Source organism: Neoroseomonas terrae (assembly GCF_018129025.1).
GTDB classification, from domain to species: Bacteria; Pseudomonadota; Alphaproteobacteria; order Acetobacterales; family Acetobacteraceae; genus Neoroseomonas; species Neoroseomonas terrae.
On sequence record NZ_JAAEDI010000004.1, the window covers coordinates 98,140 to 117,367 of the forward strand.

Here is a 19,228-nt window from a genome sequence, read left to right on the forward strand (position 1 = left end):
AGCAGGATAATGTATATACATTATCGGCGCCGAGTGGCTGAGGCCAGCGCCGAATGCGGGAGAACCGGCACGTGGCAGCCCTCAAGGCCGATCTGCTGTTCACCGGGGCGCGGCTTGCGACCATGGCGGGCCGCGCGGGCCTGGGCGTGGTCGAGGATGCCGTCGTCGCGGTGGCGGATGGGCGGATCGCCTGGGCCGGGGCGCGGGGCGAGGCGCCGCCGGTCGATGCCGCCGAGCGCTTCGATTGCGCGGGGCGGTGGATCACGCCAGGGCTAGTCGATTGCCACACGCATCTGGTCTTCGCCGGCAATCGTGCGGATGAGTTCGCGCGGCGGTTGGCCGGTGAATCCTATGCCGACATCGCGCGGTCGGGCGGCGGGATCGCGGCGACGGTGCGGGCAACGCGCGCGGCGGATGAGGATGCGCTGATCGCGGCGTCCTTGATGCGGCTCGACGCGCTGCTGGCGGAAGGCGTGACGACCGTCGAGATCAAGTCGGGCTATGGGCTCGATGAGGCGACGGAGCTGCGGCAGCTTCGCGTGGCGCGGCAGCTTGCGGCGCGGCGGGCGGTGTCGGTCGCAGCGACGTATCTCGGGGCGCATGCGGTGCCGCCGGGCGGTGATCGCGCGGCGTATCTCGACCTGGTGTGCGAGCGGATGATCCCGCGCATCGCGGCGGAAGGTCTCGCCGATGCGGTGGATGTCTTTCAGGAGGGGATCGCCTTCAGCGCCGAGGAATGCGCGCGCGTCTTCGCCGCCGCGGGCACGGCCGGGCTGCGCGTGAAGTCGCATGCCGACCAGTTGAGCGATGGCGGCGGCGCGGCGCTGGCGGCGGCGCATCGGGCGCTGTCGGCGGATCATCTCGAATACACCAATGCCGAGGGCGCGGCCGCGATGGTGCGCGCCGGCACGGTCGCGGTGCTGCTGCCGGGCGCGACGCTGATGCTGAAGGAGGAGCGGCATCCGCCGGTCGATGCCTTCCGCGCGGCGGGTACGCGCATGGCGGTGGCGACGGACCTCAATCCGGGATCGTCGCCCATCGCATCGCTGCGTGTCTGCGGAACGCTGGCCTGCGTGCTGTTCCGCATGACGGTGGAGGAGGTGCTGCGCGGCATCACCATCGAGGCGGCGCATGCGCTCGGGCGCGCCGACCGCATCGGCAGCGTCGAGGCCGGGAAGGATGCGGACCTTGCCGTGTGGTCGGTCGAGACGCTGTCCCAACTCGTCGCGCAGATCGGGCCGTCGCCGCTCTTCGCGCGATTTCATCAGGGGGTGCGGGCATGATGCTGATGCCGGGTGACGTGTCGCTCGCCGCGTGGCAGGATATCCTGTCCGGGGCGGCGATGCCGCTCGATCCCGCGGCGCGCGCGGCGGTGGATCGTGGCGCGGCGGCGGTGACGCGCGTGATCGAGGCGGGCGAGACCGTCTATGGCGTCAACACCGGCTTCGGAAAGCTGGCTTCTGTGCGGATCGGGGATGGCGACCTCGAAACGCTGCAGCGGAACCTGATCCTGTCGCATGCCTGCGGCGTCGGTGCGCCGCTGCCCCCGTCTATCGTTCGGCTGATCATGGCGATGAAGGCGGCGAGCCTCGCGCGCGGCGCCTCCGGCGTGCGGTGGGAGGTGATCGCGCTGATCGAGGCCATGCGCGCGGAAGGCGTGCTGCCGGTGATCCCGGCGAAGGGATCGGTGGGCGCGTCGGGCGACCTGGCGCCGCTTGCGCATCTGACGGCGGCGATGATCGGCGAAGGGGACGTGCTGCCGGGCGTGCCGGCGCAGGACGCGTTGCGCGCGGCAGGGTTGGCGCCGGTCGTGCTGGGGCCGAAGGAAGGACTCGGGTTGATCAACGGCACGCAGGTCTCGACGGCGATCGCGCTGGCGGGGCTGTTCGCGGCGGAGCGCGTGTTCCAGGCCGCGCTGGTCGCGGGCGCGATAACCGTGGATGCGCTGCGCGGGTCCGACACACCCTTCGATCCGCGCATCCACGCGCTGCGCGGTCATGCCGGGCAGGCGGAGGTCGCGGACGCGCTGCGGGGGCTGCTCGCAGGAAGCGCCATCCGCGAGAGCCATCGGAATGGCGACGATCGCGTGCAGGACCCGTACTCGCTGCGCTGCCAGCCGCAGGTGATGGGTGCGGTGCTGGACATGCTGCGCTTCGTGGCCCGCACGCTGGAGGTCGAGGCGAATGCGGTGACCGACAACCCGCTGGTGCTGGACGATGGCAGCATCGTCTCCGGCGGCAATTTCCATGCGGAGCCGGTGGCGTTCGCGGCCGACCAGATCGCGATTGCGCTGGCGGAGATCGGCAGTCTTTCGGAGCGTCGCATCGCGTTGTTGGTCGATCCGGTGATGAGCGGGCTGCCCGCCTTCCTCGCGCGCGATGCCGGGCTGAATTCGGGGCTGATGATCGCGCAGGTGACGGCCGCTGCGCTGGCGTCCGAAAACAAGCAGCGGGCGATGCCGGCGAGCGTTGATTCGCTGCCGACCTCCGCGAACCAGGAAGACCACGTGTCGATGGCGACGCATGCGGCGTATCGGCTGCTCGACATGGCGGCGAATGCTGCGTCGATCATCGGGATCGAGGCGCTGGCGGCGGCCGAGGCGCTGGAGCATCGGAGGCCGTTGACGTCGTCGCCACCGCTGGAAGTCGTGCACGCCACAGTGCGGGCGCATATCGCGCCGCTGGTGTCGGATCGGTTCCTGGCGCCGGATATCGCGGCGGCGACGGAGCTGGTTCGCGGCGGTGGGCTGGTCGGAGCGCTGGAACTGCCGGGGGTGGCGCGGTGACGACGGGCGTGTTGGAGAGGGGCGCCGCCCCTCTCCAAGCCTCTCCCCGCCAAAGGCCGAAGGGCCTTTGGAAACCTCGATTTGGCGCTGGGCGCGGCGGTTCGATCCGGCGGCCTGATGGCGATCCGTGCTGGAGAACGACGCGGGGGCTGGGTCCGTCTTCGTGCCAACGGTCACGATACCATCCACGATCTTCACTTGGCACCGTGCCCGACGGCGTTGCTGCGGCGACGCGGCGTGCCTTGTGCGCGGCGCCCGAACGATCCTGCATGCGACCTGCATGGACGCGGAACACGATGACCGCCCAGCACCAAGTCAAGGTTTCCAAAGGCCTTTCGGCCTTTGGTGGGGTGGGGTCCGGGGAGGGGCGACGCCCCTCCTCGGTCCTGTCCTGAACAGCGAAGGACCACCGCCATGACACCCCGCATCGCCAACTCCCGCATCGTCACTGCGCCTCGCGGTGGCACGCCTGTCTGTCGGTCCTGGGGTGCCGAGGCGGCGATGCGGATGTTGATGAACAATCTCGATCCGGAGGTTGCCGAGAAGCCGGATGAGCTTGTCGTCTATGGCGGCATCGGGAGGGCGGCGCGGGATTGGGAGTCGTTCGACCGGATCGTGGCGTCGTTGAAGGCGCTCGATCCGGAGGACACGCTGCTGGTGCAGTCGGGCAAGCCGGTGGGCATCTTCCGCACCACGGCGGATGCGCCGCGGGTGCTGATCGCGAATTCGAATCTCGTGCCGCATTGGGCGACCTGGGAGAAGTTCAACGAGCTCGATCGCCGCGGGCTGATGATGTACGGCCAGATGACGGCGGGGTCCTGGATCTACATCGGCAGCCAGGGGATCGTGCAGGGGACGTACGAGACCTTCGCCGAGGTCGGGCGGCAGCACTATGGCGGCAGTCTCAAGGCGCGGTGGATCCTGACGGGCGGGCTCGGCGGGATGGGTGGGGCACAGCCGCTGGCGGCGACGATGGCCGGGGCCTCGATGATCGCGGTGGAATGCCAGGCGTCGCGGATCGAGATGCGGTTGCGGACGCGGTACCTCGATGCGCAGGCGGCGACGCTCGATGAGGCGCTGGCGATGGTCGAGGCGGCGAAGCTAGAGGGGCGCGCCGTTTCGGTCGGGCTGCTGGGCAATGCGGCGGAGGTGTTTCCGGAGATCCTGCGCCGCGGCATCCGGCCGGATGCGGTGACGGACCAGACCAGCGCGCATGATCCGCTGAACGGGTACCTGCCGGCGGGATGGACCATCGCGGAGTGGGAGGAGCGGCGGGAGCGCGATCCGGCGGGCACGACGCTGGCCGCGAAGAAGTCGATGGCGACGCATGTCGAGGCGATGCTCGGGTTCCATCGGCTCGGCATTCCGGTGCTCGATTACGGCAACAACATCCGACAGATGGCGAAGGAGATGGGGGTCGCTGACGCCTTCGATTTCCCGGGCTTCGTGCCGGCCTATATCCGGCCGCTGTTCTGCCGCGGCGTGGGCCCGTTCCGCTGGGCCGCGCTGTCCGGCGACCCGGAGGATATCGCGAAGACGGATGCGAAGGTGCGGGAGCTGCTGCCGGATGACGCGCATCTGCACAATTGGCTCGACATGGCGGGCAGGCGGATTGCGTATCAGGGGCTGCCGGCGAGGATCTGCTGGGTGGGGCTGGGGGATCGGCATCGGCTCGGCCTGGCGTTTAACGAGATGGTGGCGAAGGGCGAGCTGAAGGCGCCGATCGTCATCGGTCGGGATCACCTCGATTCAGGGTCGGTCGCCTCGCCGAACCGGGAGACGGAGGCGATGAAGGATGGATCGGATGCGGTGTCGGACTGGCCGCTGTTGAATGCGCTGCTGAACACGGCATCCGGGGCGACCTGGGTGTCGCTGCATCATGGCGGTGGCGTGGGGATCGGGTTCTCGCAGCATGCCGGCGTGGTGATCGTGGCGGACGGCACCGAGGCGGCGGCGAAGCGGTTGGCGCGGGTGCTGTGGAACGATCCCGGCACCGGCGTGATGCGGCATGCGGATGCGGGGTATGACATCGCCATCGAGCATGCGAGGCGGATGGGGATGAAACTGCCGGCGCTTGGGATTGGAGTCTGATCGATGTTTGCCGCACCCGACAGCATCACGGGCTGGCATGCCCATGTGTACTATGAGGAGGGCTCACGCGACGCGGCGCAGCGGTTGCGGGACGGCATCGGTGCGGCGTTTCCGGATGCGATGCTGGGGCGCTGGCATGACGTGCCGGTCGGGCCGCATCCGGGCGCGATGTACCAAGTGGCCTTCCCGCCGGCGCTGTTCCCGGCGCTGGTGCCGTTCATCGCGCTGAACAGGGAGGGGCTGACGGTGCTGGTGCATCCCGATACCGGTCATCCGCGCGCGGATCATGAGCGTCACGCGCTGTGGCTCGGTGCGGTGCTGCCGCTGAAGACCGCGATGCTGCCGGAGCGAGCCTGAACGCCGTCGGCAATCGTGCCTTGACGGCGCGGGCCCCGTGCCTCGCCGACCCCATCAATGCCCGCTGCGCCGGTGGCTACGGTGATCCCGCCCAGGCCGGCTTGTGGCTGCCGAGCGGCATGGAGGGCAGCGCCCAATGCGCGGGCGTCGCGGAAAGCTGCGCGGTGTGGCGCAGGGCGGTCATCGGGCCGAAGCCGCTGTCGGTCTGCTCCTGGAAGCGCGCGACGTCGCCGATGCCCGGGGCGGCGAGGCCACCCTCGACCCGGCCGAGGCGTTTCAGCCACTCGCCGGTGCCGGCGAGGGCGACGCGCACCAGCCACGACCCGCCTTCCTGGGACCGGCGCAGCAGCGCGGCCATGGCACCGAGGGCAAGGAGATACCCTGAGGCGTGGTCGAGCGCCTGGCAGGGCAGGGGTCGCGGCTTCGCCTCGCCGCCGGCCTGCTGCTCCGCGTCGTTGATGCCGTTGGCGTTCTGCACGAGGGAGTCGAAGCCGCGGCGGCCGGACCACGGACCGACATGGCCCCAGGCGGAGAGCGAGACGCAGACGATGCCGGGCTTCATGGCCGCAAGGGCCTCCGGCGCGAAGCCGTGGCCGGCGATGGCGCCGGGCCGGTAGCCCTGGAGGAAGATGTCGGCGCTGCCGACGAGGTCCCGCATCGTCGCGCGCTGTGTTGCGTGGCGCAGGTCGAGGAAGGCAGTGCGCTTGCCGCGGCCGGTATCCATCGACAGCGCCGGCAGCGGCTGCAGGTGGGCGGCGGCGATGTGCAGAACCTCCGCGCCATGCGCGGCGAGCGTCCGCCCCGCGACGGGGCCGGCGATGACCTTCGTGAGGTCCAGCACGCGGATACCGTCGAGCGGGCGCGCGCCGAGCGGGGGCAGCGGCGTCGGCGGCGCGTCGCCGATGCGTTCGATGACCAGCGCCGGCAGGGTGGCGATCGCCTCGCCCTGCGGATGGGCGGCCCATTCGGCCAGGCTGCGCGTCATCGTGGCGACGCCGCCGGCATCGTAGATCGCGGTCTCGGCGGCTTCGGCCTGCCAACCGGCGAGAGCGCCAGCCACGGCATCTCGATCACACGGGCAGCCCAGCACGGCCAGCACGGCGTTGCGGTGATGGTCGTGGTTGGTGTGCAGCCTGATCCAGCGTCCGTCGCCGCAGCGATACAGGCCGGCGATGGCATCCCATTCATGGGCGTCGAAGCCGGGGACGTGCATGTGGCGCTCGGAATGAAACTCGGCGAGCGCGTGGGCCATGTCGGCCGAGACGGTTTGCGCCGGGCCGCCGCGCGCCTCGTGGATGGCCGCCGCCGCAATGGCGGAGGCAGCGATCGACGCGACCGCCGCGGTGCCGACCGCAAAGGTCGAAGGCTGGATCGGGTCGGCGCCGGTTAGCGTCGCCTCGGCGGGCGGGAGGCCGGCGAGGGCGAGAAGGTCAGCCAGAGTTGCGGCAGGGATGTTAGGCATCGCACAGCGTCGCGCCGGCGGGAGCCGCCGTCCAGATACCGTCTAGCCCTGCCGCACCGGCTTCAGCCTCGGGGGCGTGCATAGGGAGGGGCGCCGCGCTCCCGGCTGCGCCCTTAGCGATACAACCCCTCCACCTCCCCCTGCCGCGCCTCTATCACGGCTCGCCGCTTCACCTTCATCGTCGGGGTCAGCAGGCCGTTCTCGATGGTGAAGGGTTCAGTCGGGGTGAAGTGGCGGATTCGTTCGATGGTGGCGAGCTTGCCGTTCACGCGCCGGATGGCCTCGGCGACCCTGTCCGCCATGCCGTCGGCCGGGACGACCAACGCCACCAGCGCCGGCTTGCCCTCGCCGGCGACGATCGCCTGGTGAATCTCAGGTTCCGCCATCAGCAGGCTTTCGACCTTGGCGGGGCTGACCATGTCGCCGCCGAGGGTCTTGATGAAGTCCTTCTTGCGGTCGGTGATGCGGAGGTTGCCGTCCTCGATCACGCCGACATCGCCCGTGTGCAGCCAGGGGCGGTCCTCGCCGGGCGGGGTTTGCAGGGCGGCGGCGGTGGCTTCGGGGTTGTTCCAGTAGCCGGTCATGACAAGGTCGCCGCGGACCAGCAACTCGCCATCCTCGGCGATGCGGCATTCGACGCCCTTCAGCGGCGGGCCGACGGTGTGGCGGCGATTGGCCCAGGGCAGATTGACGCTGATGACCGGGCCGGCCTCGGTCTGGCCGTAGCCCTGGATGACCGGCAGGCCGAGCGCGATGAAGAAGCCGGACAGGTCCGGATCGAGCCGCGCGCCGCCCGATACCATGGCCTGGAGCTGTCCGCCGAAGCGGGCGCGGGTCTTGTCGCGGACGAGTTTGTCGAGGACCAGGTCCTGAAGCCGCTCGAAGATGCCGAGGGGCGGGCCGTCCATCCTGCGCAGGCCGAGTTCGACGGCCTTGTCGAACAGCTTGCGCTTGAACGGGGTCTCCTTCTCGAGACCGCCGAGGATGCGGCCGCGCAGCACCTCGAACAGGCGGGGCACGGCAGTGATGACGGCTGGCTTGATCTCAGCGAGTTCGTGGCTCAGCCGGTCGGCGCCGCGCGAATAGACCACTTCCAGGCCGACGGAGGGGAGCAGGAAGCCGCCGACGGTGTGCTCATAGGAATGTGAGAGCGGCAGGAAGGACAGGTAGCACTTGCCGTCCAGCTCCAGCCGCTTCGCCAGTGGCAGAACCCCGGCGCGGTTCGCCAGCAGGGCACGGTGGGGAAGCATCACGCCCTTGGGAAGCCCGCCGGTGCCGGAGGTGTAGATCAGGCATGCCAGGCTGTCGGCCGGGGCGATCGCCGCCTCGGCAGCCAGGGCAGCGACGTCGCCAGGCGTCGCCAGCGCCTCCTGCCAGCGATGGGTCTCGAGGCCGGGGGCGGCGGGTGGATCCTCTGTGCAGATCAGCAGGTCGAGGCCGTTCGCCAGTGCCGCGCCTTCAAGCACCTTCTCGGCCAGCTTGCGGGTCGAGACGACGGCGGCGCGGGCGCCGGAATCCCGCAGGATGTGAGCGTGATCGGTGGCGAGGTTGGTCGTGTAGGTGGGGACGGTGATGGCGCCGATCGCCATGATGGCGGTGTCGGCGATGGGGAATTCCGGGCGGTTCTCGCTGACCAGCAGGACGCGGTCGCCCGGGTTGATACCGCGGGCGCGGAGGAAGGCGGCGACGGCGGCGACCTCCAGCGCGAAATCGCCCCAGCGGAGGCTTTGCCAGCCGCCGTGGCGCCAATGCCGGAACAGCGGCCGGTCGGCCCATTGCGCGGCGCGGGCCAGCATCATGGCGGGCAGCGTGGGCCAGTCTCCGGCGGAATAGGGCATGGGGCGGTGTTCCTCGGCGGCGGCGATTCGGTGCGGCTTCGGCCTGCTTATAACAGCGGTGCCGTGGATTGCTCTGCGGGGCGGGTGTTGCTTGCCGGCGCTATTCCGGTGTTCCGCTCCCGGACGACAGGGAGGCTTTTCCCCTCCGATCTGGAAGAGGTGCCTCGCGCCGCAAAGGACCGCCGCGACCCTCCATTCGGCACCGTGCGCCTATCCGGAACCCGCCTGCCCGCCCGAAGCGGGTTTCGAGGGGGCGGGCGACCGACGCGCCGGGCGCCAGCAGATTGCGGTCCAGGTGGCCCAGCCACCTGGCGGGAGGAGGCTCGGAGGAGGGCGGAGCCCTCCTTCGATCCCGGCCGGGCCCGGTTCGCCCGATGTTTGCGACCCCGATGTCCCACGGCCACGACAAAGGCATCCGTCCGCATCCTTCTGCGGCCCCGCAGATGGACCTATATGGGACCGTGATCATGCGCACCCTGCTGCCCACCCCTGCCTTCGCCCCCCTCGATGCCGCTGCCGGCGATGCCGCGCTGCCGGTCTGGGACCTTTCCGATCTCTATGGGGGGCCGGACGATCCGGCGCTCGCCGCGGATCTCGACCGTGCGGAGGCGGATGCCCGCGCCTTCGAAGGCCGGCTGGCCGGGCGATTGGCGACGCTGCCCGGCGATGCGCTGGCGCAGGCGATCGGGGAGTATGAGGCGCTGTGGGAGCGGCTCGGCCGTGTGACGTCCTTTGCCGGGTTGCTGTTCGCCGGCGATGCGCAGAACCCGGAGAATGGCCGCTTTTACGGCACGACGCAGGAGAGGGTGACGACCATCTCCTCCCACCTGTTGTTCTTCACGCTGGAGATCAACCGGCTGGAGGAGGCGGTGCTCGAGCAGAAGGTTGCGGGCTCTGCCGCGCTGGAACATTGGCGGCCCTGGCTACGCGACCTGCGTGTGTTCCGCCCGCACCAGCTCTCCGACGAGGTCGAGAAGCTGCTGCATGAGAAGGAGGTCGCGGGTGCGGCCGCCTGGAACCGGCTGTTCGACGAGACCATCGCGAATATGAAGGTGACGGTCGGCGGGGAGGAGATGACCGTGTCCGCCGCGCTGAACGGGCTGTCGGACCGCGACCGGGCGAAGCGGGAGGCCTCGGCGAAGGGGGTTTCCGCGGCGTTCGGTGAGCGGGTGCGGCTGTTCACCCTGATCACCAACACCCTCGCGAAGGACAAGGAGATCGAGGACAAGTGGCGCCACTATCCGCGCCCCGGGTCCTATCGAAACCGGTCCAACATGGTCGAGGACGAGGTGGTGGACGCGCTCGTCACCGCCGTCCGACAATCCTATCCGCGGCTGTCGCACCGCTACTACCAAATGAAGGCGAAGTGGCTCGGGCTGGAGAAGCTGCAGCACTGGGACCGCAACGCGCCGCTGCCGGATGAGGACGACCGGCTGGTGCCCTGGCCGGAAGCGGTCGAGCGGGTGCTGACGTCTTACGGGGCGTTCAGCCCCGACCTCGCGGCGGTCGGGAAGCGGTTCTTCGACAAGCCGTGGATCGATGCGGCGCTGCGGCCGGGCAAGGCGTCAGGCGCTTTCGCGCATCCGACGGTGCCCTCGGCGCATCCCTATCTGCTGCTGAACTATCACGGCAAGCCGCGGGACGTGATGACGCTGGCGCATGAGCTGGGGCATGGCGTGCACCAGATCCTGGCCGGGGCGCAGGGATACCTGTTGTCGTCCACGCCCCTGACGCTCGCGGAGACGGCGAGCGTGTTCGGGGAGATGCTGACCTTCCGCGCTGTGCTGGATGCGGAGACGGACCCGAAGCGGCGGCGCGCCATGCTCGCCGGCAAGGTCGAGGACATGCTGAACACCGTTGTTCGGCAGATCGCCTTCTACCGGTTCGAGACACTGCTGCATGACGAGCGGCGGAAGGGGGAGATCTCCTCCGACCGGATCGCGGAACTGTGGATGCAGGTGCAGGTGGAGAGCCTGGGGCCGGCCTTCGAGTTCACGCCGGATTATGGCGTGTACTGGTCCTACATCCCGCACTTCATCCACTCGCCCTTCTACGTCTATGCCTATGCCTTCGGGGATTGCCTGGTGAATGCGCTGTATGGCGTCTATCGCGATGGTGGGGTGAAGGGCTTCCAGGCGAAATACCTGGACATGCTGCGCGCCGGGGGCACCAAGCGGCACAAGGAATTGCTGGCGCCCTTCGGGCTGAACGCGGCGGACCCGGCCTTCTGGATGAAGGGGCTCGACGTCATCTCCGGCTTCATCGACGAACTCGAGAAGACGGATGCCTGACCGCGAGGGCAGCACGATCTTCGGAGAGGCGCGGCGGATGCTGCGCACCTCCGGGGCGGTCGGGGGGATCGCGGCGCGCTATGCCGGGCAGCGCTTCCTCGGCATGAAGGGCGACAAGGCCGCGCATGCGGAGGATCTGAAGGCCATCCTCGGCGGGCTGAAGGGCCCGATGATGAAGGTGGCGCAGTTCCTGTCCACCGTGCCGGATGCCTTGCCGCCGGAATACGCGAAGGAATTGGCCACGCTGCAGGCCAATGCGCCGCCGATGGGCTGGCCCTTCGTGCGGCGGCGGATGGCGAGCGAGCTTGGACCCGATTGGGAGACCAAGTTCGCGAGTTTCGAGCGCGAGGCGGCGGCGGCGGCGTCGCTCGGGCAGGTCCATCGCGCGGTGCTGCATGACGGCACGCGCGTCGCGTGCAAGCTGCAATACCCGGACATGGCGTCGGTCGTGGAGGCGGATCTTCGCCAGTTGAAGATCGCCATGGCGCTGTACCGCCGCATGGACCCGACGCTGGAGAATGAGGACGCCTACGCGGAACTGTCCGAGCGGCTGCGCGAGGAGCTGGACTACCGGCGGGAGGCATCGCAGCAGCGCCTGTACGGGCTGATGCTGAAGGATGAGTCCAGCGTTCAGGTGCCGGTGCCGATTGAGGATCGCTGCACCCGCCGGCTGCTGACCATGACTTGGCTGGATGGCCGCGCCATCCAGGCGCGGATCGACGAGAAGCCGCCGGAGGAAGAGCGCAACGCCTATGCCCGCGCGCTGTTCCGCGCCTGGTACGTGCCGCTGTACCGGTACGGCGTGATCCATGGCGACCCGCATCTGGGCAATTACCAGGTGCGCGGGTCGGGGCCGGATGACTGGGGCATCAACCTGCTCGATTTCGGCGTGGTGCGGGTGTTCCCGCCGAGCTTCATCGGCGGCGTGATCATGCTGTACGAGGCGATCCGCGACGATGATTTCGACAAGGCGGCCGCGGCTTACGATATCTGGGGCTTCAAGAACCTGAAGCGCGAGACGATGGAAGTGCTCAACATGTGGGCGCGCTTCCTCTACGAGCCGCTGCTGGACGACCGGGTGCGGCCGATCCAGCCCTCCGACGACCCGATGTTCGGCCGCAAGGTGGCGGAGGAGGTCCATGCTGGCCTCAAGCGCACCGGCGGCGTGCGCGTGCCGCGCGAATTCCCGCTGATGGATCGCGCGGCGATCGGGCTGGGGTCGGTCTTCGTCAGGCTCGGCGCGCAGCAGAACTGGCACGACCTGTTCCACGAGCTGATCGAGGGGTTCGACGAGGCGAAGCTCGCAGAACGGCAGGCGGCGGCGCTGGCCGAGGCGCAGGTACCGACCGGCTGACCGGCCGCGCTGAGCTTTGTTAAGCGCGCCCGGCCGTCATCGGCGCGCGCTGGACACCCTGCCGCGCCCCCTGTAGGTGCGATGCCACGTATTTCGGCGCAGGGAGGGCTCCCGCATGAAACTTGCGGTTCTGACGGAACGGCGAAACGGGGAGACCCGGGTCGCGGCGACGCCCGAGACGGTCAAGAAATACGTCGGCCTGGGGCTGGATGTGGCGATCGAGTCCGGCGCGGGCGTGGCCTCCGGATTCCCGGATGCGGCCTATGCCGAGGCGGGGGCGACGGTCGCCGCCGACGCTGCCGCGGCGCTGTCCGGCGCTGAGATCGTCCTGAAGGTGCGGGCGCCGCTTGGCGCGGATGAGGGCGCGGTGGACGAGCTGGCGCTGATCCCGCGCGGGGCGCTGCTGATCGGCACGCTCGGAGCCGATGCGGCGCTGGCCGGTGCCTATGCCGAACGCGGCATCGAGGCCTGCTCCATGGAACTCGCGCCGCGCATCACACGCGCGCAGTCGATGGACGTATTGTCCTCCCAGGCGAACCTCGCCGGGTATCGCGCGGTGATCGAGGGGGCGACGGCCTATGACAAGGGCTTCCCGATGATGATGACGGCGGCCGGCACGGTACCTGCCGCCAATGCCTTCATCATGGGGGCCGGTGTCGCCGGGCTCCAGGCGATCGCGACGGCAAGGCGGCTCGGCGGGCGGGTTTCCGCGACCGACGTGCGGCCGGCGGCGAAGGAGGAGATCAAGTCCCTCGGCGCGAGCTTCGTCGGCTACGAGGACGAGGAGAGCAAGGCGGCGCAGACGGCCGGCGGCTACGCGAAGCAGCTTTCGGCCGAGTTCTACGCGAAGCAGGCCGAAGTGGTCGCCGCGCATATCGCCAAGCAGGATGTCGTCGTCTGCACGGCGTTGGTGCAGGGGCGCAAGGCACCGACGCTGGTGACGGCGGCGATGGTCGCGTCGATGAAGCCGGGCTCGGTGATCGTGGACATCGCGTCCGATGCCGGCGGGAATTGCGCCATGACGAAGCCCGGCGAACTGGTCGTCACGGACAACGGCGTGAAGATCCTCGGCTACACCAACTGGGCGGGTCGGCTGCCGGCGGCGGCTTCGGCGCTGTATGCGCGCAACCTGCTGACCTTCCTGACCACCTTCTGGGACAAGGACGCCAAGGCGCCGAAGCTGCCCGAGGAGGATGACATCGTGAAGGGCGTGACACTCACCCGCGGGGGCGCCGTCGTGCATCCCTCGATGAAGGCGTAAGGGGGCAGGGACGATGAACGCGACGGAACTCGCCAACCAGGCGCAGGCGACCGCGCTGCGGGCGCTGGACCTTGCCGAGGCGGCGCGGCGCGCGGCCGAATACGCCGCGCCGGTTGCCGCGGCGGCCGAGCCCTTCCTCTATCTGCTGACGATCTTCCTGCTGGCCTGCTTCGTCGGCTACCACGTGGTGTGGAACGTCACGCCGGCGCTGCATTCGCCGCTGATGGGCGTGACCAACGCGATCTCCTCGGTGATCGTGGTCGGCGCGATCCTCGCGGCCGGGACGGCTGACACCACGATCGCGCGGATCTTCGGCTTCCTGGCCGTCACGCTCGCCGCGGTGAACATCTTCGGCGGCTTCATGGTGACGCGGCGGATGCTCGCCATGTTCAAGAAGAAGGGGAGCTGAGGCCATGGGTCAGACGCTCTCCACGCTCGCCTATCTCGTTTCCTCCGTCCTGTTCATCCTGGCGCTGCGGGGGCTGTCGCACCCCGAAACCAGCCGCCGGGGCAACATGTTCGGCATGGTCGGGATGGGCATCGCCATCCTGGCGACGATGTTCAGCAAGGGCATGGGCTTCGGCGGCATCGCGCTGGTGATTGCGGGTCTCGCGATCGGCGGCACGATCGGCACCATCGTCGCGCAGCGCATCCAGATGACGGCGCTGCCGCAGCTGGTCGCGGCCTTCCACTCGCTGGTCGGCATGGCGGCGGTGTTCGTGGCCGCCGGTGCGTTCTACGCGCCGATGTCCTTCGGCATCGGGACGCATGAGCACATCCATGCGCAGTCGCTGATCGAGATGTCGCTTGGCGTCGCGATCGGCGCGATTACCTTCTCGGGTTCCGTCATCGCCTTCGCGAAGCTCGCGGGAAAGATGTCGGGCGCGCCGATCACCTTCGCGGGGCAGCATTGGCTGAACCTCGCGCTCGGCATCCTGCTGGTCATCCTGATCATCGCCTTCGTCGCGACCGGGTCGGGCGTGCTGTTCTGGCTGATCGCGCTGCTGTCCTTCGCGCTCGGCTTCCTGCTGATCATCCCGATCGGAGGGGCGGACATGCCGGTCGTGGTGTCGATGCTGAACAGCTATTCCGGCTGGGCGGCGGCGGGCATCGGCTTCACCATCGGCAATTTGCTGCTTATCATCACGGGTGCACTGGTCGGTGCCTCGGGTGCGATCCTGTCCTACATCATGTGCAAGGGCATGAACCGCAGCATCATCAACGTGCTGCTGGGCGGGTTCGGATCGGAAGGTGGTGCCGCGGCCGGTGGCGGCGGCGACGCGGACCGGCCGCCGGTGAAGGCGGGCAGCCCGGAAGACGCGGCCTACATGATGAAGAATGCGCAGAAGATCATCGTCGTGCCTGGCTACGGCATGGCGGTGGCGCAGGCGCAGCAGGTGCTGCGCGAGATGGCCGATTTGCTGAAGAAGGAAGGGGTGGAGATCAAATACGCGATCCACCCGGTCGCCGGCCGCATGCCCGGGCACATGAACGTGCTGCTGGCGGAAGCCAACGTGCCGTATGACGAGGTGTTCGAGCTCGAGGAGATCAACCCCGAGTTTGCGGATGCCGACGTCGCCTTCGTGATCGGCGCGAATGACGTGACCAACCCGGCGGCGAAGACGGACAAGTCGTCCGCGATCTACGGCATGCCGATCCTGGATGTGGAACGCGCCAAGACCGTGTTCTTCATCAAGCGCGGCATGGCGAGCGGGTATGCCGGGGTGGAGAACGAGCTGTTCTTCCGGCCGAACACGATGATGCTGTTCGGGGACGCGAAGAAGGTGACGCAGGAGATCGTGCAGGCGTTGCAGCGGTAGTGGTTGCGCCTTTCGGGACTGGTGGCGGCCGGGCATCGTCCCGGCCGCTGTCGTTTGGAAGGATGGGCGCTTCTGCCGCGCCGGGTTCGCCCTGGTGACAGACAGAAAAAGGGTGGGGGTGCGGGGGAGGTTCTCCTCCCCCGCCCTTACTGCGCCGCCCGCGCCGCCATCGCCCGCGTGCTCTCGTCCATCCGCGCCTCATAGGCCACGCCGCGGCGCGTCGCCCAGGTGTTGATCAGGTGGAACAGCGGCACGACCGCCTGGTCGTCCATCGCCATCTTGATCACCTCATGCAGCACGCGCTCGCGCGCCTCGTCGTCCAGCGTCGCCGTCGCGCGGTCCACCAGCGCGTCCATCGCCGGGTTGGAATAGCGGCCGGAATTCGACGCCCCGCGCCGCTGCTCGCGGTTGTAGGTGCCAATGATGTTGATGGCGGCGTAGGAGGCCTCGCCGGTCGAGGAGCCCCAGCCGGCGAGGCGGATGCCGAATTCCTGGCGGGCCGCGCGCGCGGAGAAGGAGGTCCAGGGCAGGGCCTGAATTTCCGTCCGCACACCGATGCGCGTCCACATCTGCGCGACGGCCTGGGCGGTGCGCGCATCGTTGGGGTAGCGGTCGTTGGGGGTGGTCAGCACGACGCGGAAGCCCTGCGGGTAGCCCGCCTCGGCCAGCAGCCGGCGGGCGCCATCCGGGTCGAAGGCCGGCGGCGGGACGTCGGGGTTGTAGGAATAGACGCCCGGCGGCAGCCATTGGCCGGATGGGGCGGCGGTGCCTTCCATCACCCGCTCCGCCAGCGCCTCGCGGTTGACGCCGATCGACAGCGCACGCCGCACGCGGACATCGAGGAACGGGTTCGCCGGCAACGGCTGCCCGGCATTGTCCGTCACGCCCGGCACGTTGGCGGTGCGGGTGAAATCGGCCTGCAGGTAGATCATCCGCAGCCCCTGGATCTGGTGCAGGGCGACGCGGGTCTCGCGGCGCAGGCGCTCGAGGTCCGAGGACGGCACCTGGTCGATCAAATCCACGTCGCCCGCGATCAGCGCGGCGGTGCGGGCGGAATCATTGGCGATGACGCGATAGGTCGCGCGGGCCCAGGGCTCGCGCCCGCCATAATAGGCATCATTGCGCTCGAAATCGACGCGCTCGCCCGGCGTATTGCTGCGCAGGCGATAGGGGCCGGTGCCGATGGCCGCGCGGCCGCTGTTGTAGTCCTCGGTCGACGCGCCCTGGCCGGCGTGGCGGGAGATGATGAAGACGTAGGACAGATCGACCGGCAGCAGCGGATGCGGCGCGCGGGTGTGGATGCGCAGCGTCAGCGGGTCCACAACCTCGACGCGGCTCACCATGCGAAGGAAGCCGCCGAAGCCGCCGGGGCTGTTGGGGACATTCGGCGCGCGTTCGAAGGTGAAGACGACGTCGTCGGCGGTGAAATCGCGGCCATCATGCCATTTCACGCCGGGACGCAGCTTGAATTCCCAGACGGTCTCCGAGATCGGCCGCCAGGATTCAGCAAGGCCCGGCTGCGGACGCACCTGCGCGTCGCGCTCCACCAGGCGGGAGAAGATGTGCGCCGCTACCGAGCTGTTCGGCGCCGCGTTGAAGAAATGCGGGTCGAGCGAGGTGGCGGGCGCGCCCGCGCCCATCGTCAGGTTCTGGGCCGCCGCGGGCAGCGCGACCGAGGAGGCGAGGAGGAAGGCGAGGCTGGTGCGGCGCATGGGGGCGTTCCTGTCCGGCGTCGCAGCGAGCATGCCACGGCGCCGGCGGCGCAGGCGAGAGTCGTCACGCCCCCAGGAAAGACAGCGCCAGCCCGGCCGCCGCGCAGATCGCCAGCACGCGGGCGAGGCCGAGCTTCAGTCCGAACAGCAGCACCGCAGCGAGCAGGCCGAGGCCGAGCGCCGCCGGCTGGATCGAGGACAGCACCGGCAGGTCGATCGCGGCCGGGCCGATCGGCTGATGCCGCACCTCGGCGAAGATCACGCGCAGCCCGAACCACAGCGCGAGGTTCGCGATCACGCCCACCACCGCCGCCGTGACGCCCGCCAGCGCCCCGCGCAGCCTTGGCTGGTCGTGCATCCGCTCGACATAGGGGGCGCCGAGGAAAATGAAGGCGAAGCACGGCGCGAAGGTCACCCAAAGCGTCACCAGCGACGCGCCGATGCCGCCCAGGATGCCGCTGTCGCGGTAGCCGGCGAGGAAGCCCACGAATTGCAGCACCAGGATGAGCGGGCCGGGCGTGGTCTCGGCGAGGCCGAGGCCGGCCAGCATCTCGGGCGCAGTCAGCCAGCGGTAATGCTGCACGGCCTCCTGCGCGACATAGGCAAGCACGGCATAGGCGCCGCCGAAGGTGACGACCGCCATCTTGGAGAAGAACCAGGCGACGTCGCCATAGACGCCCGTGCCCATCAGCAGCACGACCGGCCACAGCCAGAGCGCAATGGTGACGAGCCCGGCGCGCCGGGCGGTGGGCGTCATGGCCGTGATGCGGCCCGGCTCGGCGGCCAGCAGCGCGTCGAGCAGGGCGGGCGGGCCATCCTTCGCCTTGCCATGCGCGGCGGCGGCGAAGGCCTCGGGCGCGAGATAGCCGATGCCGAGCGCGGCCAGCACCACGATCGGGAAGGGCACGGCGAAGGCGGCCAGCGCCACGAAGGCCGCCGCCGCCAGCGCCCAGGCCGCGCCGCCATGCAGGGCGCGCTTCGCGACGCGCAGCAGCGCCTCGACCACCAGCACCAGCACGGCGCATTTCAGGCCGAAGAACAGGGCCGCGACGATCGGCACCTCGCCCAGCGTCGCGTAGATGATCGACAAAGCGAGCATCACCACGGCGCCGGGCAGCACGAACAGCACCCCCGCCGCGATGCCGCCCTTCACCCCATGCATCAGCCAGCCGAGATAGGTGGCGAGCTGCGTCGCCTCGGGCCCCGGCAGCAACATGCAGAAGTTGAGCGCATGCAGGAACCGCGCGTCGGAGACCCAGTGGCGATCATCCACCACCTCCCGGTGCATCACCGCGATCTGCGCGGCCGGACCGCCGAAGGACAGCAGACCGACGCGGAGCCAGACGCGCAGCGCCTCGGCGAAGGTCGGGAAGACAGGCTGGGGCTTCATGCTGGTCTCGCGGCAGGCCAGTTGTGGGTCTCGTCGGTCGCGTCGCGCGCCCAGCGATAGAAGGCGTCGTACAGCGCAAGGCCGGCGTCGAGCTGCGCCAGATCGTCGCGATACATGCGCGACAGGCCGAGGGAGGCGGCCAACAGCCCGGCAGCCTCCGGCGCGAGGTCCGGGCGGGCGGTGTCAGCGCCGCGCACGATCATCGCGAGCCGATCCAGCGGGGCGGAGTGCAGGGCGAATTCGTCGAGCATGACGTCGAAAGTGCAAAGATCGCCGCGATGCGACCAGAAGACGCCCTCGATATCGAAGGGCGTGGCGCCGAAGCGGTCGGCCACGGCCGCGACCTCCGTGGGCGCGACGAACAGGAAGACGGCGGCGGGATCGACGAACCGGCGGATCAGCCAGGGGCAGGCGATGCGGTCCACCTTGGGCCGAGCCCGGGTGACCCACAGCGTGCGGCCCTGTGCATCGCGCGGCGGCACTTGGGCGGGGGAGACGAGCGACAGGCCGGCGTCGCGCCACGCCTCGAACCCGCCTTCAAGGGATTCGGCCGCGCCCTGGCTGAGCTTCAAACCCTTCTGACAGGTGACGACGACTTCGCGCCCCGCGAAGCCGGCGGCCCAATCCGCGACATCCTGGTGGCTGCGCCGGATGGCGGCGGGCAGGAAGCGCGGATCGGCGGCGGCGTCCTCGGGCGTGCGCAGGTCGATCAGCACGGGCGCATCGGGCAGGCCGATGCGGCGGGCGAGCTGCTGGGCAGTGATGATGGTCGGTGCCGGCATGGTGGCGTCCTCTCCGAACAGGAGCATGGGACGCGATGCTTCGGCCGGAGCCTCACGGGGTGATCGCGGAAGTCCCCTTGGCGCG

14 protein-coding genes are annotated in these 19,228 nt (G+C 69.5%); 9 read left to right on the forward strand and 5 right to left on the reverse strand.

Annotation, left to right across the window (positions count from 1 at the left end; translation table 11 throughout):
- Positions 1 to 71: 71 nt before the first annotated feature.
- From hutI to GXW78_RS04390, 4 genes are all read left to right on the forward strand, one after another.
- Positions 72 to 1,283, forward strand: coding sequence for an imidazolonepropionase (gene hutI, locus GXW78_RS04375; protein WP_408904165.1), 1,212 nt, complete (start codon positions 72 to 74; stop codon positions 1,281 to 1,283).
- Complete coding sequence (gene hutH / locus GXW78_RS04380; RefSeq protein ID WP_211866376.1) at positions 1,280 to 2,785, forward strand: histidine ammonia-lyase; 1,506 nt, start codon at positions 1,280 to 1,282, stop codon at positions 2,783 to 2,785. The genes hutI and hutH overlap by 4 nt, the downstream gene beginning before the upstream one ends.
- A gap of 414 nt (positions 2,786 to 3,199) precedes the next feature.
- Complete coding sequence (hutU, locus tag GXW78_RS04385; RefSeq protein WP_211866378.1) at positions 3,200 to 4,876, forward strand: urocanate hydratase; 1,677 nt, start codon at positions 3,200 to 3,202, stop codon at positions 4,874 to 4,876.
- A gap of 3 nt (positions 4,877 to 4,879) precedes the next feature.
- Positions 4,880 to 5,233, forward strand: coding sequence for a DOPA 4,5-dioxygenase family protein (locus tag GXW78_RS04390; protein ID WP_211866380.1), 354 nt, complete (start codon positions 4,880 to 4,882; stop codon positions 5,231 to 5,233).
- Between the two features lie 76 nt (positions 5,234 to 5,309).
- On the opposite strand, the gene GXW78_RS04395 is transcribed toward GXW78_RS04390, so the two are convergent.
- Both GXW78_RS04395 and GXW78_RS04400 read right to left on the reverse strand, forming a co-directional pair.
- Complete coding sequence (locus GXW78_RS04395; protein WP_211866382.1) at positions 5,310 to 6,695, reverse strand: CoA transferase; 1,386 nt, start codon at positions 6,693 to 6,695, stop codon at positions 5,310 to 5,312.
- A 113-nt stretch (positions 6,696 to 6,808) separates the two neighbouring features.
- Complete coding sequence (locus GXW78_RS04400) at positions 6,809 to 8,533, reverse strand: AMP-dependent synthetase/ligase (protein ID WP_211866384.1); 1,725 nt, start codon at positions 8,531 to 8,533, stop codon at positions 6,809 to 6,811.
- Positions 8,534 to 9,000: 467 nt separating this feature from the next.
- Here GXW78_RS04400 and GXW78_RS04405 point away from each other — a divergent pair, with 467 nt between their 5' ends.
- The 5 genes from GXW78_RS04405 to GXW78_RS04425 all read left to right on the forward strand — a co-directional run bounded on the left by GXW78_RS04405 (position 9,001) and on the right by GXW78_RS04425 (position 15,259).
- Positions 9,001 to 10,824: a M3 family oligoendopeptidase gene (locus GXW78_RS04405; protein ID WP_211866661.1), complete on the forward strand. Its 1,824-nt coding sequence runs from the start codon at positions 9,001 to 9,003 to the stop codon at positions 10,822 to 10,824.
- Positions 10,817 to 12,178: an ABC1 kinase family protein gene (locus tag GXW78_RS04410; RefSeq protein WP_211866386.1), complete on the forward strand. Its 1,362-nt coding sequence runs from the start codon at positions 10,817 to 10,819 to the stop codon at positions 12,176 to 12,178. Before GXW78_RS04405 ends, GXW78_RS04410 begins: the two co-directional genes overlap by 8 nt.
- A gap of 115 nt (positions 12,179 to 12,293) precedes the next feature.
- A complete protein-coding gene (locus GXW78_RS04415) occupies positions 12,294 to 13,439 on the forward strand; it encodes a Re/Si-specific NAD(P)(+) transhydrogenase subunit alpha (protein WP_211866388.1) in 1,146 nt (381 codons plus the stop codon).
- 13 nt (positions 13,440 to 13,452) lie between these two features.
- The gene (locus GXW78_RS04420) at positions 13,453 to 13,848 is read left to right on the forward strand and encodes an NAD(P) transhydrogenase subunit alpha (RefSeq protein WP_211866390.1); all 396 of its coding nucleotides are present in this window, start codon (positions 13,453 to 13,455) and stop codon (positions 13,846 to 13,848) included.
- Positions 13,849 to 13,852: 4 nt separating this feature from the next.
- Entirely contained in the window at positions 13,853 to 15,259 is a 1,407-nt protein-coding gene (locus tag GXW78_RS04425; protein WP_211866392.1) for an NAD(P)(+) transhydrogenase (Re/Si-specific) subunit beta, read from the forward strand.
- A gap of 146 nt (positions 15,260 to 15,405) precedes the next feature.
- On the opposite strand, the gene GXW78_RS04430 is transcribed toward GXW78_RS04425, so the two are convergent.
- From GXW78_RS04430 to GXW78_RS04440, 3 genes are all read right to left on the reverse strand, one after another.
- A complete protein-coding gene (locus GXW78_RS04430; RefSeq protein WP_211866394.1) occupies positions 15,406 to 16,971 on the reverse strand; it encodes an ABC transporter substrate-binding protein in 1,566 nt (521 codons plus the stop codon).
- Between the two features lie 64 nt (positions 16,972 to 17,035).
- Complete coding sequence (gene chrA / locus GXW78_RS04435; protein WP_211866396.1) at positions 17,036 to 18,361, reverse strand: chromate efflux transporter; 1,326 nt, start codon at positions 18,359 to 18,361, stop codon at positions 17,036 to 17,038.
- Entirely contained in the window at positions 18,358 to 19,170 is an 813-nt protein-coding gene (locus GXW78_RS04440) for a chromate resistance protein ChrB domain-containing protein (RefSeq protein ID WP_246521863.1), read from the reverse strand. The genes chrA and GXW78_RS04440 overlap by 4 nt, the downstream gene beginning before the upstream one ends.
- Positions 19,171 to 19,228 lie beyond the last annotated feature (58 nt).